Genomic DNA, 17,121 nt, shown 5'->3' on the forward strand with positions numbered 1-17,121 from the left:
ATGAAAAAGATCCATGAGTGTATCCGCAATGGAAAATTAGCAGATGCATTAGAGTACTGCGCACAAAAACTAAAAGATGATCCACTGAATTTTGATATCCGCAGCGCTTATACGGAATTGTTGTGTGTTAATGGTGAACTTGAAAAAGCGGATAAACAATTAGATTTTATGGTGACTAAATCACCTGAGTTAGCAGTTGGTGCTGTTAATTTAAGACACTTAATCAGGGCCGAGCAAGCACGACAAGATTTTTATGAAGGTAAAGCGGCTCCAAAGCTATTTCATGAAGCAGATGAACTCGATGAGATATTTCTACAGATGCATATTGCTTTACGTGAAGAAGATTTAAAAGAAGCGACAGAAAAAGCAGCCAAAGTTGAGTCTTTCAGAACTAATTCAGCAAATGAGCAACTTACTGCAATCAGAGATATTGATGATTCATTAAACCCATTTCTGGAAATTTTGGGGACCAACGGTGAGTTTTATTTAGCTCGCTTTGATGAAATCGAAAAATTTGAAGTTCAACCAATAGAGTCAATCGTTGAGCAAATTTGGCTACGTGTTGAGGTTACTATCAAAGATGGGCCTGTAGGTACAGCTCACATCCCAGTTGTTTACCCACACTCAAAGAGTGAAATAGAAAAACTAGGCCAAGTGACTGAATGGCAAGAATTAAGTGAAGAAATGTACTTAGGACGCGGAATGAAAATGCTGTTTATAAATGATGAAGCAGTCTTATTGTCTGAACTTGGTTCTTTCATCAATTGAGAGTGAAATTTTCATGATTGCAAGCAAACAGCCGCTCAAAGCATCAATTTTAGATCGTTTGATTGATGACGAGCCAGATGTACAGGACTCGCCACAGCGAACGGATGGTATCAGCTTATCACTTTTAAAAAGTTACGTAAGACGAGATATCGAGGCGTTACTAAATGCTCGGATCCCGTGGCATACATGGCCAAGTCAATACAGTGAGCTTGCAACATCGTGTTTATCATACGGATTGCCTGATTTTTCGAGCATGGTTGTAAGTTCGCATGAGGGGCGAGCAGCGTTATGTGAAAAAGTTCGAGATGCGATTTTACGATTTGAGCCTAGGTTTATTGAAGTTGAAGTGTTAGTTGATGAAGAACTCCCCCTTAACCGAGTATTAAACCTAAGAATTAATGCCTTGTTATATGCCGATCCAGAGCCTGAATATATCAGTTTTAACTCTGAAGTTGAGCCAGTTAGTTTAGGTATGAAAATCTATGAGTCTTCACTATGAATGATGAATTATTAAAATATTACAATCGTGAATTAGCGTATGTGCGCCACCTTGGGAAAGACTTTGCAGAAAAATACCCAAAAGTGGCAGGCAGGTTAAAACTTACAGACGAAGTGATAGAAGATCCTCATGTTTCAAGGTTAGTCGAATCATTTGCATTTTTAACTGCCAACATTAGGCAAAAACTTGATGATAGCTTTCCTGAGTTAACGGATGCGCTTTTAGGCCAGCTCTATCCAGACTACCAAGCGCCTATCCCTTCATTATCAATTGTAAAGTTAGAGTCAGAAAACCTATCAACGACAGGAGTCATTATTCCTCGCGGGAGTGAGCTTGAAACCAATGTAGAAGGAATGAAACAGTGTAAATTTCAAAGCTGTTTTGATACCAATTTGTGGCCCGTAGAGATAACAGCTGCTCAGTTTGATAACAGTCCTTTTATTGCGCCTAAACCAAAGTTTAATGAACCTGCTAAAGCGATATTTAAGTTACAACTGACAGGTGAGTATGATGGCGTTTCATTACATGAAACAGAGCTAAATGATCTAAAAATTTATATTCATGGACAATGGCATTATGCGCTCAAAGTATACGAACTATTGTTTAAACATTGCATCGGAATAGCAGTAGATAATGGCGATGAGGGAGTGCATTACCTCTCGAAAACTCATTTAAAATCAGTTGGATTTGAGGAGCATGAAGCTGTTGTTCCTTACTCAATGCGTTCTTCATCAGCATATAGGCTATTAGTCGAAAACTTTATTTTCCCTGAAAAGTTTAAGTTCTTTGAGTTACAAAATATTCGCTCGGTACTCCCTCGCAATGCCAGTACAACAACACTTTATTTTTATTTAGATGTTGAGTCTAGCGAGTTGGAGAAGCAAGTAGATAAAGACATGTTCTTGATGGGCTGCACGCCAATCATAAATTTATATGAACAAGAACTTGAACCGATCCGCCCAGAGCTAAGCGAATATGAGTATAAGCTCGCACCACGCTATATCGACTCTGAAATATCTGAAGTTATTAGCCTTGAAGAGGTGGTTGCATTTGACCACAAGGGGAATAAACAGATAGTGACGCCTTTTTATGCGCAAACACACCCTAAATATCAAGAGTATAAAGATCTCTATTGGCATACTCGACGAGAAACAGCACTTTGGGCTGGTGGCTATGCTGAGGCGGGAACCGAAACCTATTTATCATTAGTAAATGGTGGCTTCGAAAATAGTGCACAAGCTCTCAGTGAGGGAAATACGGTGGTAACAGCGCGCGCTCAATGCAGTAATCGTAATCTACCAGCTAGTTTACCTTTTGGTGATGATGAACTTGGTTTTACATTGCCAAAGCGTGGCGATGTAATAAAAAAAATCAGGTGTTTAGTTGCACCAACTCATGCGGTAAGACCTGTGCTTGGCAGTAATACTCGCTGGCAATTGATCAATCATCTGACTCTTGATTCATTTAGTGGTGAGCAAAGTGCAGAGAAATTAAAAGAAACATTGAGGCTATATGATTTTAAAGCAACACCCCAATCAAAAGGGATGATAGATAACATCTATAGCGTCAAAATTGAACCTGCAACTGCGCGTGTCGTGCAAAACGGTCGAGTCGCTTTTGCAGCAGGAACTGACATTGAAATTACATTTGCAAATGATGATTACGCTGGTAGTGGGGTGTTCTTTTTTGCTTCAGTTCTTGATTGTTTCTTCTCGCAATTTGCATCAATTAATAGCTTTACACGCTTAAGTCTAAAGTTAAAAGAACAAGATCGAGTTTATCATCAGTGGCCAGCTAGAGTAGGTTCCGGAGTGCTACTATGATTGCACAATTGCTCGAGAACGCGACAGAAATAGATTTTTACAAAGCCGTGTTTGTGATCGAGTCTCAGTTGTCGAGTGCGGCCCAGCAATATCGTAAAGTTGGCTATGATTGTCAGCCAAAACTAGAGCTGATTAAGTTTAGTTCAACACAAAAGTTTGGCTTTGCGGGTAATGCAATTACTAATTTAAAGCCCGCTAAAAACGTTGAAGGAATTACCCAATTTGATATGAAAGTATCATTTATGGGAATGACTGGCTGTTCAGGAGCATTGCCACATTTTTATAGTGAACTGGTGATGCAACGATTGCGCTATAAAGACAGTACAATGAGAGATTTCTACGATATGTTTAATCATCGTTTGATTTCGTTGTACTACCGAGCTTGGAAAAAGTATAAACCCGCGCTTAACTTTGCTAATAGTAATCAAGATAACCACACAAAAATTTTGGCACTTCTGAGTGGGGGGAATGCCCCTCATCAGCTTTATTTCAGTGGTCTTTTCAGTCGAAAGACGCGAAATATGGCAGATTTGCGCAATATTTTAACTTTCTATTTAGACTGTGATGTCAACATAAACCAATTTGTAGGCCAGTGGCAGCCGCTAAAACAATCTGAGCAAACACGCATAAATAGTGGAGGGTTTGCAGGCCAACATGCAAGGCTTGGTATTGATGCAATAGCAGGTAAGCAAATCTGGGATATCTCGACAAAGATCGAAGTTATTATCGAGCCCAAAAATGAGCACCAAACAGCCCGTCTTCTACCAAAGCAAGATCTTTGGAATTTAGCCCATCAAATTGTGGGTGATTTTGTTGGTAATCAAATCCAGCATTCACTGATAGTAAAAGCAAACTTTTATAAGCTTGGTGCAAAGCAATTATTAAAAGAACGATGTCAATTAGGCTGTAATAGTTTTCTGCTATCTGAAAACGCAGCTCAAAATGGCAAAGTCTCTGAACTTTCGTTCAAAGGATAAATAAATACAAGGAAATATTATGTCTACAATGACGCTAAATACACTCGTAGAAAAACTAAGCCCAGAGTGCAAAAAGAGTCTTGAACAGGCTGTTGCAATTTGTAATAGCCGAAGCCACTTTACTGTTGAATTAGAGCATTGGTTACTAGCGATGCTTGAGCAACAACTTGATGACTTTAGAGTTATTTTGAGCGCTTACGATATTGATAGAGACTCGTTAAAAAATGATTTAAATAAGTCTTTAGAAATGCACAAAACGGGTTGTAATTCATCACCGAGCTTATCGATGCATGTTACCAGTTTGCTCAAGCAAACGTGGCTTAGTACGAGCATTGATTTTACAGATACACAAATTCGTAGTGCTTACTTAATTTACACGCTGGTAAAAGATGACACCTTAGCAAGTTTAGTGAGTCGTTGTAGTAAAGAGTTTAATAAGATAGAAGCAGGGCAATTATTGCATGCTTGGCCTGAAATGGTCGCTAAGTCACAGGAGCAAAGCTCTGTGGCAAAGAGCCAAGCTGAAAAATCGGTATCTAAAAGTTCTAAAACGCCTAGTTTAGATCAATTTACAGTTGATTTAACAGCCCAGGCAAAAGCAGGAAAAATAGATCCAATTTTGGGGCGTGATTTTGAAATTAGACAAATGGTCGATATTCTTACTCGACGTAGACAAAACAACCCAATTCTAACTGGTGAGGCAGGAGTTGGTAAAACCGCTGTTGTTGAAGGATTAGCGCTAAGAATTGCTCAAGGCAGTGTTCCAGATGTTTTAAAAAATGTAAAAATTCACACCCTAGATCTCGCTTTATTACAGGCCGGCGCCGGTATGAAAGGTGAATTCGAAAATAGGCTAAAGTCTTTAATATCGGAAATTAAAAACACCCCAACTCCGGTTATTTTATTTATCGATGAAGCACACACAATGATCGGTAGTGGTGGTCAAGCCGGTCAAAATGATGCTGCAAACCTATTAAAACCGGCGCTAGCGCGCGGCGAACTCAGAACAATTGCAGCCACTACATGGGCTGAATATAAGAAGTTCTTTGAAAAAGACGCTGCACTCGCTCGTCGATTCCAAGTCGTTAAAGTGGAAGAGCCTACACCAGAAAAAGCAATTGCGATGTTACGTGGTTTAGTGCCTGTTATGGAAAAACATCATAATGTGTTCATTTCCGAGCAAGCACTAGAAAGCGCAGTACATTTATCACACCGCTACATCACCGGCAGACAACTTCCTGATAAAGCGGTGGGTTTACTTGATACAGCCTGCGCTCGCGTTGCAATGAGCCAAGCATCAACTCCTAATTCTATCGAAACTCTTGAAAATGAACGCTCAGAAATAGAGTCGCAAATCAATATGTTAACTCGTGAGCAACGCACAGGGTTAAATCACAGTGAGGTGCTTGAGAGTTTAACAAATAAGTGCCAGCAAATTACAGAGCAGCTTTCACCATTGAAGTCGCAATTCGAAAATGAAATGTCACTTATTAAAGATGTAAAAGAAGTCATCACAGGCCTGAATGATGAAACAGAACAGCCAAGTGCAGAAATTGAAAAGCTTCAACAATGCAAAGAAAGCTTGGCCAAATATGATTCTAACATGGTGCATTGGCAGGTTGATGATGAGTTAATTGCGCAAGTTATTTCTGACTGGACTGGTATCCCTGTTGGCAAGATGCATGAAGATGATGTGAAGAGTGTTCTTAATTTAGCAAGCACAATGAAAGAGCGTGTTGTTGGCCAAGATCATGCGTTGGAGTTAATTGCAAAAGTTGTACAGACATCTAAAGCGCAATTAGCTGACGAAAGCCGTCCGAATGGAATTTTTATGCTAGCGGGTCCTAGTGGTGTTGGTAAAACGGAGACGGCACTTGCATTAGCGAATGAAGTGTATGGCAGTGAAGAAAACATCACAATCATCAACATGTCAGAATACAAAGAAGAGCATAAAGTATCGTTACTACTTGGATCACCTCCTGGTTATGTAGGCTATGGCGAGGGTGGCGTATTAACAGAGGCGATCAGACGTAAGCCATACAGTGTTATTTTGCTAGATGAAATTGAAAAAGCGCACCCAGGCGTACATGACATCTTTTACCAAGTGTTTGACAAAGGCACAATTAAAGATGGAGAAGGTAGAGATATCGACTTCAAAAACACGATTATCATCATGACCTCGAATGTGGGTACTGATACAACAATGAGCTTATTTGAAGACGAAGAAACAGCGCCAAGCGTTCAGGGTCTGCAAAAGGCTATTCAAAGTGATTTACTGGAAGTATTTAAAGCTGCATTCCTTGGTCGCATTAATGTGATTCCTTATTTGCCACTTAATAAAGAAACTCTTGCGGAAATTGCAAAACTTCAATTAAGTAAAATAAAAGATAGAGTTAACAAAAATTACAAATCTGATTTTTTATATTCAGATTTTGTTGTAGATTATATAGTTAACAATTGTAATGACTCTGGTTCGGGTGCAAGGAATATTCATGCATTATTGCAAAATAATGTCCTGCCGTTATTATCTGAATCTTTACTTGAAAGCCTTGTTACTGGTAGTAAAATCAATAGTATATTATTAGATTTAAATGATGATTCATTTTTTGTTAATATAAATTAATATATTTAAATTAGTTTCTTGTTTCTTTTTTGGAGTCGGATTATAATTTGTCCGTCTTCATTAGTTGATGGAACATTGAGACATTGTCTTCGTCTAGGGAAAGGATATTGAAGACCTTTTCGTTGCGCAGTTAGAGATAATGATTTCAAAGGAATTTTGGGAAACCAAAAGTAAATGATCCAATGTAATGGATATTATTTATAAATTAAAAGGAGCATTATCAAATGCAATCAAATACATATTTAAAATACGGTTCAATTAAAGGCGAAACTACTGCTGAGTCTTTTAAAGATTTAATCACAGTTTTATCATTAGATTGGAACGTTAGCCGTGAAATTTCAGCACACACTGGTACAGCAATGGACCGTGAATCTAGCTCAACTCGCTTAGGTGATGTAACTATCACTAAACTTCAAGATAAAGCGTCTCCAGACCTTTTCAAAGAAGCGACAATTGGTAAAGGCCTACCGGCTGTTTTCCACATCACTAAGCAAGGTGATAAAGTTGAAGAAATCATGAAAATCGAACTTACAGATGCAATGATTTCTAGCTACTCTGTATCTGTTCAAAATGACCGTCCAGTTGAAACAATCACTATCAGCTACACAGAAATGATGATGACTGTTACTCCTACTGACGACAAAAATAACATCACTGCACCACTTGTTTATGGTTACAGCGGTGTTAAAGGTCAGCAAATGTAATTTTTTGCAGTACCTAATAGCTCTGAGTTTTGCTCAGAGCTTTTTTGATCTTTAGGAATAGGAAGCATGGAATGCAAAAAGCAACACAAGATAACAATGTAATTCAGATTAACACCCCAGCAGGTAAAGATACGCTTTACTTAACTCGGCTGGTGGTGCAAGAGTCTATGTCTGATTTGTTTGTGATGTCAGTGAATATGTTCACTATAGGCGCACAAATAGCGCATGAAGATCTGGTGGGAAAACCTGTTTCTATTAAAGTAAAAAATGCCGATAGCGCAGGTGAGCGTTATTTTCATGGTATAGTTAGTCAATTAGTATCTAATGGTAGTCGCACTGCTGATATTGATGAACAAAAAAATTATATAGATTACCACGCCACTATTGTGCCTTTCGCAGCATCAATGCGAAACCGAAAAAACAGTCGGATCTTTCAAAAGAAAACAATAAAAGATATTTTTGCCGATTTGTTTGGTCAACATAGTGTCGCTTTTAAGGATAATACAACTAAAACGTATCCAAAGTACGAGTACTGTGTTCAGTACCAAGAGTCAGATTTTGACTTTATTCAACGCTTATTTCAGCAAGAAGGTATTTTTTATTTTTTCGAGCATAGTAACAGTGCACATACCCTAGTGCTCGCAGATGATATAACGGCTTACGAAGAGTGCGCAGAAGCAAAAGTTGAGTTTACCTCTGGTCACCTCAGTGAGTCACACATTAATAAATGGCAAGGTGGTTTAAGTATTGCGCCTGGCAGTTACAAGCGTATTGGCTATGATTTTAAACAACCACCAAGATACCCTGATGGCGATCACAAAAAAGCAGATTTACCGACTCAGTCAGTCGCTGAAATTTTTGAATACACAGCCGAAGCCGAAACCCATCCAAGAGCTGCAGGTTTAGCAGCCGTACAGCTAGAATCATTACAGCGTAATATGAAGTTAAGTAGCGGTAGAAGTGATTGCCGTTCATTCTCGGTGGGTAAATTATTTAGCTTTAAAAAGCATGAAGACCCGCGCCTAGAAGGTAAAACGTTTGCTATCACCTCGTTATTAACCTCTATTACGGTGCCAAATCAGTCAGGATCTCAGCAATCTGGTGCACAAGAAGTATTTACCAACCACTTTGAATGTGTGCCAAAAGATGTGCCATATCGTGCAGCGCACAGCATGCGAAAGCCTGTTATTCATGGTGTGCAAACAGCCATAGTGACGGGCGACAGCGCAGATGAAATTATGGTTGACCAATACGGGCGTGTGAAAGTGCAGTTTGATTGGGACCGAGAAGGTAAAAAAGACTCGCAAAGTTCATGCTGGATCAGGGTTGCGCAAAATTGGGCAGGTAAAAAATGGGGCGCATTTTTCTTTCCTCGTGTAGGGCAAGAGGTGTTAGTCGACTTTATTAATGGCGATCCTGATCAGCCAATCATTAGCGGTGCAGTATACAACGCTGATTTAATGCCTCCTTATGCATTGCCTGCAGATAAAACACAAAGCGGTATCAAAACACGCTCAACAAAAGAGGGTGGAGCAGATAATTTTAATGAACTTCGTTTTGAAGATAAAAAAGGCAGTGAACTTGTTTACATGCAAGCTGAAAAAGATAAGCAGCTGTATGTAAAAAATGATCAAAAAGAAAAAATTGATAATGATCGTTTCCTCGAAGTTGGCAACAACGATGATGCAAAAGTAAAAGTGAATCGCACCGTTGATATTGGTGAAAATGACACGCTGAAAGTGGGTAAATCACTTAATATTGAAGCTGGAAAAGAAATTGTTATTAAGACCGGTTCGGCAAAAATTACTATGAGTAGTAGCGGTAATATTTCTATAGAAGGCACAAATATCAATATTAAAGGCAGTAACGTGAAGGTTGATGGAAGTGCAATAACCCTTTCTGCTGGCATGATAAAGTTGAACTAGCATGGAATTACAAAATACGTTTCAATCAGGTTTCGTTCATGGTGCAGCAAGCAATGGCTTTACCGTTTATTGCCGTTATGGCTTACCTCATTTGGTATGTCTTTGTGTCAACCGCCCCGATGATCCGTTTTTGAACTTGCCAATAGATTATTTTAAGGGCCTAGATGGTTATTTTGCTGAGCAATTTTTTATAAACCTTCACCCTGTACTCAATAGTAGCAATGTGTTGTCGCATATTTACCAATACGCTACACAAACAAGCTCAATAATAAATGATCTTTCGTACGACGAAATAGCGCAGGAGTTAGCAAAACTCGTGTGCACAAATAAGTTACAAGTTATTCCTTTAAACGAATAGCCAAAAACAAGGAAGGCATTATGGGAAAACCCGCTTCAACGTTAGGGCATATGCATGTTTGTCCAAAAGTAACAGGTACAGTTCCTCATGTTGGAGGGCCAATTGTAGTGGGTTCGGCTAATGTGTTGATTGGCAATATGCCTGCAGCAAGACAAGGTGACATGCTTGTTTGTATAGGCCCGCCAGATAGTATTAATAGCGGTTCGGGTACAGTCAAAATAAACGGAAAACCCGCTGCTCGAATGGGAGACAGTACTTCTCATGGCGGTAAAATTGTTTTAGGTAACCCAACAGTTTTAATTGGTGGATAAGGTGTTATCACTCATTTTAAATGAGCATAAAGCAGCTCTTTCAAATTTAAATGTGATGCAGCAAAGTGCGTTTTATAGCATTGGGTTTATCGACCAAGTTCGTCAGCAATTAGCTTTAAAAGTACAAGCATATCAGGGTGCTAGCAATGTACAGTTTGAAATGGTGCAACGCATTATTGAAGAAATTGAGACGTTAAAGCAGCAAGAAACGTTATTAGATGACATTGCTGAAGCGTGCTTGGTTGCGCTGCTATTAATGTCGAACTCTCAAAAGCAGAGGTTATTGGGGTTATTAAACCGACATGAGTTTACGCTTTTAAAAAATAAGCTTTTGGAGAAAAGCTTAACAATAAGTGGGTCCGCCAATAGCGACTTTTTGAATTGGGCAAATGTGTACGGTAATTCAGATACAAAGGCGATTATTTATAAAGCAATAAAACGTGCTGTAAAACAACTCCCAGATATGCCTGAAATGCAAGAAACAGTAAACGCATTTGAAAAGGCTGCGATGATTAATTCACCGTTAATGTCTGTGTACCTATTATTGCTAGACCCACAAAGGATGAATTTTGTTTGCAACTATGTGAGCCAGCAGTTTACTCGAGAGCAAGCTATTGCGGTGCTATTGCAAACTGGGGCAACAAAATATGTCCCCATGGCTGTTGCACTGTTGACCGAAGTGAGGTCGGCCAAGAATCTTGTTGCTGGTATTAAACGCTGCTTAGGTAGTCAGCTCGATGAATTAGTTGCATTTGATACTCAAGTTCAGGCTGGCGATTGTAAGCAAGCCGCTGTTGATTTTCAGCGCCAATTTGCATTGAGTTGGCCAGAGCAAAAGATCAACTTTAATGATCAAACTCTGGTTTATGGCTTTGCGATGAATAGGCCTGTCAGTGTAGCAAGCCTGCAAGGTGTTGATTTTTTTAGTTGGCAGGTGATTACAATTTTAAATGCGCTTAAATATGACTGTCAAAATAGTCAAGCGAGTTAGCATTGAGTGCATTTAAAATTTCAATACAGCAGTTTGATACACCTTATGAAGTAGCCCCAGAAGTATTAGTACTAGAGGGGAGCTCAGGTCATGAGCAAGTGCAAAACTGGCATTCATTTGATGCCTTTATTTATGACTGTATTGTAAAAGCAAAGTCAGTATTGAAAGAGTCAGACGTGCAGCAACCGTTAATTTGGTTATTACCGGCACTGCCTTTTCAAACTGATCATAAAACACTATTTATAAATAGCCTTCAGCAGCGTTACGGCATTGCTGTCGAACAGATGATTTTTGAAGGCGCAAACGGTATGCACAGTGCGATTGCAATAGCTAAAGAGCAAAATTTTAGTGCTTTTGATGTGGTAGCAATTGATGGTGTGTTTAAAGCCTCAAAGCATAACGGCTTTGAATATTTAGGTATAGCGGCTTGTAAGGCATGTGTTGAATTTACTCAGGTAGGCTGGGCGTTGCAATCTACGAGCATGTGTTCTTCTGTGGATATAGCAAAACATCAGCCTATACATGCAGAGCTTGAACGTATTTTATCGCTAAATGAACAAAAAATAGATTTAGTATTTGCCCCAGGTAATGGCCTAGAAAGTGATGATTGGGTAAGTTATTTACCTGTTTTAAGTAAAAAAATTAATGAACAAACGATGTTCCAACTTCCTAATTATAAATTAGGCAAAATGGGAGCAATAGAAGGGGTTGTAAACCTCGCAAGCCTGACAAATAGCTCACTTTATGCTGAGCGTTTTGGGCAGGCGTTAATAATTTCGCAAGAGTACAACAAGTACCAAGCCGTCGCGTCATACTTATGGATAAGTAAGGAAATGTGCAACTAATGGATAGTAAAGCAGTTGTGTTACAGGGAACACGTTATCCCATCTGCCTCGTGTTAGCTAAACAGCCAGCCCCCAGTGGATTTATTGCTGTCGCAACGAATACGCCGGATAGTGCCTACAAATTTGTAGCAGAGGTTGGCGCGGTATTAAGTGGCGATGCTGCTAAACGATTAGATCTTATTCAATTGTTAAATGTTGCTGGTATTAATTGTCCAAGGCAAGCAACAGCGCGTGAAACTGCATCGGCTTTGATAAAAGCCTTAACCTCAGGTGCTATTACTTGCTTCCAGCAGCAAGTAAAAAGCACCATTCAAGTCAGTGATAATACTCGCTCATCACAGAGTAGCAGCTCATCATCTTCGGCTGTGCCAAGTAATGGTAATGCCAAAAAAGCAACACAAGCTCCTGCTAGCAATAAGGGCAGTGCCAGTAACACAACCGCAAGTGAATCGCCTATAACAGAACAAGAATGCCGTTCAGACCCGGTTTCGATGCTAACAGGCGAAGAAATTCTTCCTTTAACTGACTTCTCATTAGCCGCAAATAGGCCTTTAACGTGGCGTCGGTTGTATCGTTCGTCTCACTGTAATCAAAAAACAATACTGGGAAATGGCTGGCGACACGATTATTTAGTGCAATTAACCGAGCATTACCTACCACCGCCGAAAGTGGGCCCAAAGAAAAAGGGCACCTACTGGCTTGAGTATCACGACGAACATGGTGCGACTCATAAGTTTGAAAAAGTGAAGCCGGGGCAATCGAGTTATCAGTTAAGTAGTAACTTGGTGCTTCATTATAAAGAAAATGGCAAGCAAGTATTAGTAACACCAGATGATAAACACTTGACGTTTATGCCGGGTGGATCAGCATGGTTGCTCGAAAAAATCATCAATGAAAAAGGTCAAAGCACCCGTTTTTATTATGATTCGATGGAGCGTTTACACCGTATTGAAGTAAACAAAGTTCGCGGTTGTGTACTGAAATATAATAAGCACGGTTTGCTCAAAACGGTGCACGCTTATCGTACTAATGAACAAGGAAAATTAGTTCTTTTAGATCAGCCGTTAGCCAGTTATGAGTATGATGAACAGTCAAACTTAGTGGTGGCAACAAACCAATTTGCTGAACAAGAGCGTTATGAGTATAACGCTGCAAATTTACTAATAAAGCGAACTAGAGCAAGCGGTTTTAGTCATCACTTTGAGTGGGACTCATATGGTTATGATGCCAAATGTATTAAACAGTGGGGTGATGACAATACCTATTGCTATCAGTTCGAGTATCAAGGCAATAAAACAACCAGTATAGATTCACGCGGCAACCAAGAGCACTTTGTTCACAATGAGCAAGGTAAGCTGATTGAGCACACTGATGCCAATGGTAATATCACACGCTATGATTACAATTCGCTTGGACAAAAAGTAGCGCAAACTGATGCTCTAGGCTATCAAACGCTTTATACCTATACTGAATACGGCCAACTTGAATCAGTCACCCAAGCTGATGGTAACCGCACTCAATTTGGCTATAACCAACTTGGTCAACAAGTCGTTGTTATTTTGCCAAATGGCGAGAAGATTAAACGCCAATACAGTGCCTCAGGGTTATTACAAAGTGAAACCCAAGCAGATGGGCGAATAGCACTTTACAGTTACGACAAACAAGGTAATTTGACCCAGCATGTCACGCCAAATGGTCATGTATTAAAATACACATGGAATGAACAAGGTGAGCTACTTGCAAAGCAGCATAATGATGAGCTCATTCGTTACAGCTACGATAACCTCGGTCGTGTAAACGCAACCATTAACCAAGCCGGTCTGCTTACTCAATATAAATATAATGAGCAAGGGCAACTAGTTGAAACAACCGCGTTTGAGCAAAGTAACCCTGATAACAAACAACAGCAGCTTTTTACTTATGATGATGCTGGTCGATTAGTTAGTTCGCAAAACGGTAATGGTGATACCACAGAGCAGCATTTTGAGGGACTAAGCCAGCCCCACTGCGTGATCCAGCCAGATGGCAGTGCACTGCATTTAACGTATGATAAAGAGCGAAATTTAACCGCAATCGAGCGTAGTGACGGCCATATTTATCGTATCAATTACGATGCAAATGAAAACCCAACACAAATCACGGGTTTTGATGGTACTGAGCAGCAATTTAAGTACGACGCATGTAATCGTTTAGTGGCTGTCACGCAAAGCGACAAACGCCATGTAAATATTAAGCGTGATAAGCTAGGCCGCGTTATTTCGCAGCACGCAAGTCTAGCCACAAATAAACACATAGTTAATAACGCTAACCATTACAGTTATACGCCAGAGGGTAAAATAGCGCGTGCTCATAATGAGCAATCAACGATTAAACAGTCGTTTGATAAAGGCGGACGGCTACTCAGTGTTGAGCAAATCCACAACCAGTCTCAAACTCATAAACTTGCATACAGCTACGATGACTATGGCAGACGACAGTCTCTTACCTTGCCAGACTCAACAACCCTTTATTATAACTACAATATTTTTGGCCAGTTAAGTGCTATAAAGGTAAAGCGAGCGGATGGTGAGTTAGCAAAACTCGTTGAGCTTGGCTACGACAGCCAAAATAATATCAAAACTCAGGGTTTCGGTAATCAGGTTACCCTTAATCAGGCGTTTGATGTTTTTGGGCGTTTAACGCAGCAGCAACTATCACATCCAGAGCGCACATTATTTGATAGCTGTGATTATCAATATGATGCGGTTAATCAACTCATTGCGCGTGAAGAACAAGGCATTAGCTGCCAAAATACACAGTTTGAATACAATAGCCTTGGCCAATTAGTTCAGCAAAATCTAGCTGGTGCAAATTCGGGTACACAAGCGCCAGAAAAAGCCAAGCAATTTCAGTGGGACAGCTTTGGTAACCCGATTAGCCAAACTCAAGTGCAGCATGATGAAGCAGTCAATAAACAAGAAGCTAATGATGCTGTTACACATAGCCAAGTCGATGCTGACAGGTTAACCCATTTTGGCGATAGCGATTTTGAATACGATGACTGTGGTAACCAAGTACGCGAAACGGGCAAAGGTATAAAAACGCACCGTGAATACAATGCGTTCAACCAATTAAGCAGCTTTAACAACAACGGCACGCTAACACATTACGACTACGACCCACTGGGTCGTCGCATTGCTAAGCAGACTGAGCATGGCAAGATTGATTATATTTGGGATAACGACCAGCTAATAGGTGAATACCAGCACGGCGAGTATACCTGGTACATCAACTTACCCAATCAATTTCACCCGGTCGCACTGATTAAACAAGGTGAGCTGTACTACTATCACCTAGACCAACTAAATACCCCACGTTTTGTTACAAACAACAATGCAGAAGTTGTATGGCAAAACCACGCCGATGTGTACGGCTATGAAGAACCAAAAGCCGATACTGACTTTAATAAAGAAAACAGCTTCACTCAGCCAATACGTTTTCAAGGACAATATTTTGATGATGAAAGCGGCCTACACTACAACCGCTACCGCTATTACAGCCCCAAACAACAACGCTTTATAAACCAAGACCCGATAGGCTTAGTAGGCGGCATAAACCACTACCAATATGCGCCGAATCCGGTTAATTGGGTAGATCCGTTTGGGTTGTTATGTAAAGAAGGACAGGCAAAAGTAAAAGCAGCACTTGATGCTAATTCAGCTATTTCACCTGAACTAAAAGTAAAAATCATTAAACTATCCCAACTCCCAGAAGATGCATCTCCTTATACAGCAGATGAAATGGTTAACCATATTAACCTTGGTACTGCTGAAAAGTTAGTTCAAGAGGAAAAAGTCGATTCAAATCCAGAACCAAAATCTCTCGAAGAGTGCTTGGAAAGGTTAGATATTGCTCGTAAGAATATTATTAAAGATGGCTACAAAGCAAAATATACTGACGCTGAGTTAGTGAAAAAATCAAAAGATGGTTCTGTTGGGAAGTCACGATTCCTAGTAAGTTTTCAACCAGTGAATAATAATGCTGATGCAAAATTAGCCTTCCAAAAACCAAATGGTTTAGTCGCAATGTGGGCAACTAGTTTTGATATGCTTGAGAATGCTGACAGCGACCCACAGATAATTGCAGATTTATTGGCAACCGGTTGTGACCCATCTAAGGAGTATGTGCTTCATATAGTTGATCGCGGTGAAGATTTGAATAGTTTTGGTGAAAATACCTTTGTGCCCACGTGGAGTGAATTAGAAAAACCAGCGAGGAAACATCTTGAACCAAAACACCATGATGCTTTAGGTAGTGTTCTAAATTCTGATTATCAAAAGCAGTATGCTGCTCATATGAGAGAATATTGGGAAAATGGTTTAAATGAGTTTAATCCGAAGGATCAAGATGAGTTTATAGAATCTCTAGATGATAAGGTGAAAGAAGATAAATTTGCAGCACGGCATGCCCTTAGGACAGAGTTTGGCGCGAATAGTGAATTTACTGGTGATGGGATGACGCAGTGCAGACATGCCGGAAACGACCATGGTGTGGTAGAAACATTAACATTGGAAAATGACCCCCCTACAATTGCAGAAATGAAAAATGTAACGACAATCCATTTAACACCTATTAAAGGATAAATACAGTGAAGGATATAATAAAGTCTCCTTTAGGGCTAATTGATCATAAAAATTTGCAGAGTGATGAAGTAGTACTTTTGGCTCTTAATTATGAGATGTTTCAAGATGAAAGAAACTTACTTATTAAAAAAGGGGGTTATTTAATCGTGTCCTCTAACTTCTATTCTAAAATGAAAAAAATAAGAAGATATACGCAGTCTGAATACCCGTTAACTGCATTGCCTTGGATAATTGATAAAATAGAAAATGGCTTTTTTAAAAAGAAAAGTGAAGGGGGGTTTTCAAACTTTGAGCGAAGCATATCGGCTGAGTTTGATGGAGAGACGATTGGTATTAATGCAATGATTCATTGTTGTGCTGAAAACCTACCTGGGTTGAATATTTGGAACGGAAATAGGAAAAGCTATATTTCTAACATAGCACCTCAAAGGTGGGATATACCTAATTACATGTTAAAAGGTGGATTGTTAGAAGAGATGAAAAAAATAGCTGCTAAATATTCCTGAACTTTTTTACTAATTATTGATTGCATTTTGGTATTTTTGTATTGAGTAAGTTAATTGGAATCAAAAAGTGTGTGGAATATTATAGAGAAAGCTGAAAAGTATTTTAATTTATTTTTATTGTCTTTGTGTTTTGTAAATAATATGTAAAGTCGCATATTTAAAATTTATT

General features: G+C 39.5%; 13 protein-coding genes. All 13 read left to right on the forward strand.

Annotated features, from left to right (window positions below):
- The 13 genes from ACSFVZ_RS07180 to ACSFVZ_RS07240 all read left to right on the forward strand — a co-directional run bounded on the left by ACSFVZ_RS07180 (window position 1) and on the right by ACSFVZ_RS07240 (window position 16,952).
- A complete protein-coding gene (locus ACSFVZ_RS07180; RefSeq protein ID WP_138557100.1) occupies window positions 1-768 on the forward strand; it encodes a type VI secretion system accessory protein TagJ in 768 nt (255 codons plus the stop codon).
- A gap of 13 nt (window positions 769-781) precedes the next feature.
- Window positions 782-1,267: a type VI secretion system baseplate subunit TssE gene (gene tssE, locus ACSFVZ_RS07185; RefSeq protein WP_435558484.1), complete on the forward strand. Its 486-nt coding sequence runs from the start codon at window positions 782-784 to the stop codon at window positions 1,265-1,267.
- On the forward strand, window positions 1,264-3,090 hold the full coding sequence (tssF, locus tag ACSFVZ_RS07190; RefSeq protein ID WP_235382706.1) for a type VI secretion system baseplate subunit TssF: 1,827 nt from the start codon (window positions 1,264-1,266) through the stop codon (window positions 3,088-3,090). Before tssE ends, tssF begins: the two co-directional genes overlap by 4 nt.
- Complete coding sequence (gene tssG, locus ACSFVZ_RS07195; RefSeq protein WP_435558485.1) at window positions 3,087-4,067, forward strand: type VI secretion system baseplate subunit TssG; 981 nt, start codon at window positions 3,087-3,089, stop codon at window positions 4,065-4,067. The genes tssF and tssG overlap by 4 nt, the downstream gene beginning before the upstream one ends.
- A gap of 19 nt (window positions 4,068-4,086) precedes the next feature.
- On the forward strand, window positions 4,087-6,690 hold the full coding sequence (gene tssH, locus ACSFVZ_RS07200; RefSeq protein WP_435558486.1) for a type VI secretion system ATPase TssH: 2,604 nt from the start codon (window positions 4,087-4,089) through the stop codon (window positions 6,688-6,690).
- A gap of 224 nt (window positions 6,691-6,914) precedes the next feature.
- The gene (locus tag ACSFVZ_RS07205) at window positions 6,915-7,394 is read left to right on the forward strand and encodes an Hcp family type VI secretion system effector (RefSeq protein WP_105181734.1); all 480 of its coding nucleotides are present in this window, start codon (window positions 6,915-6,917) and stop codon (window positions 7,392-7,394) included.
- Window positions 7,395-7,465: 71 nt separating this feature from the next.
- Window positions 7,466-9,319 carry a type VI secretion system Vgr family protein gene (locus ACSFVZ_RS07210; RefSeq protein WP_435558487.1) on the forward strand — a complete coding sequence of 618 codons (1,854 nt, stop codon included), beginning with the start codon at window positions 7,466-7,468 and terminating at the stop codon, window positions 9,317-9,319.
- Between the two features lies 1 nt (window position 9,320).
- The gene (locus tag ACSFVZ_RS07215) at window positions 9,321-9,677 is read left to right on the forward strand and encodes a hypothetical protein (protein ID WP_235382702.1); all 357 of its coding nucleotides are present in this window, start codon (window positions 9,321-9,323) and stop codon (window positions 9,675-9,677) included.
- A gap of 20 nt (window positions 9,678-9,697) precedes the next feature.
- Entirely contained in the window at window positions 9,698-9,988 is a 291-nt protein-coding gene (locus ACSFVZ_RS07220; RefSeq protein WP_138557106.1) for a PAAR domain-containing protein, read from the forward strand.
- Window position 9,989: 1 nt separating this feature from the next.
- Complete coding sequence (locus tag ACSFVZ_RS07225) at window positions 9,990-10,979, forward strand: hypothetical protein (RefSeq protein ID WP_138557107.1); 990 nt, start codon at window positions 9,990-9,992, stop codon at window positions 10,977-10,979.
- Window positions 10,980-10,981: 2 nt separating this feature from the next.
- Window positions 10,982-11,824 (forward strand): hypothetical protein, encoded by an 843-nt coding sequence (locus tag ACSFVZ_RS07230; protein ID WP_138557108.1) that lies wholly within the window; start codon window positions 10,982-10,984, stop codon window positions 11,822-11,824.
- Entirely contained in the window at window positions 11,824-16,446 is a 4,623-nt protein-coding gene (locus ACSFVZ_RS07235) for an RHS repeat-associated core domain-containing protein (protein WP_235382701.1), read from the forward strand. Before ACSFVZ_RS07230 ends, ACSFVZ_RS07235 begins: the two co-directional genes overlap by 1 nt.
- 5 nt (window positions 16,447-16,451) lie before the next feature.
- Window positions 16,452-16,952, forward strand: a complete 501-nt coding sequence (locus ACSFVZ_RS07240; protein WP_435558488.1) for a hypothetical protein — start codon at window positions 16,452-16,454, stop codon at window positions 16,950-16,952.
- Window positions 16,953-17,121: the final 169 nt, after the last annotated feature.

The sequence above is a fragment of the Pseudoalteromonas nanhaiensis genome (assembly GCF_051235485.1).
GTDB classification, from domain to species: Bacteria; Pseudomonadota; Gammaproteobacteria; order Enterobacterales; family Alteromonadaceae; genus Pseudoalteromonas; species Pseudoalteromonas lipolytica_C.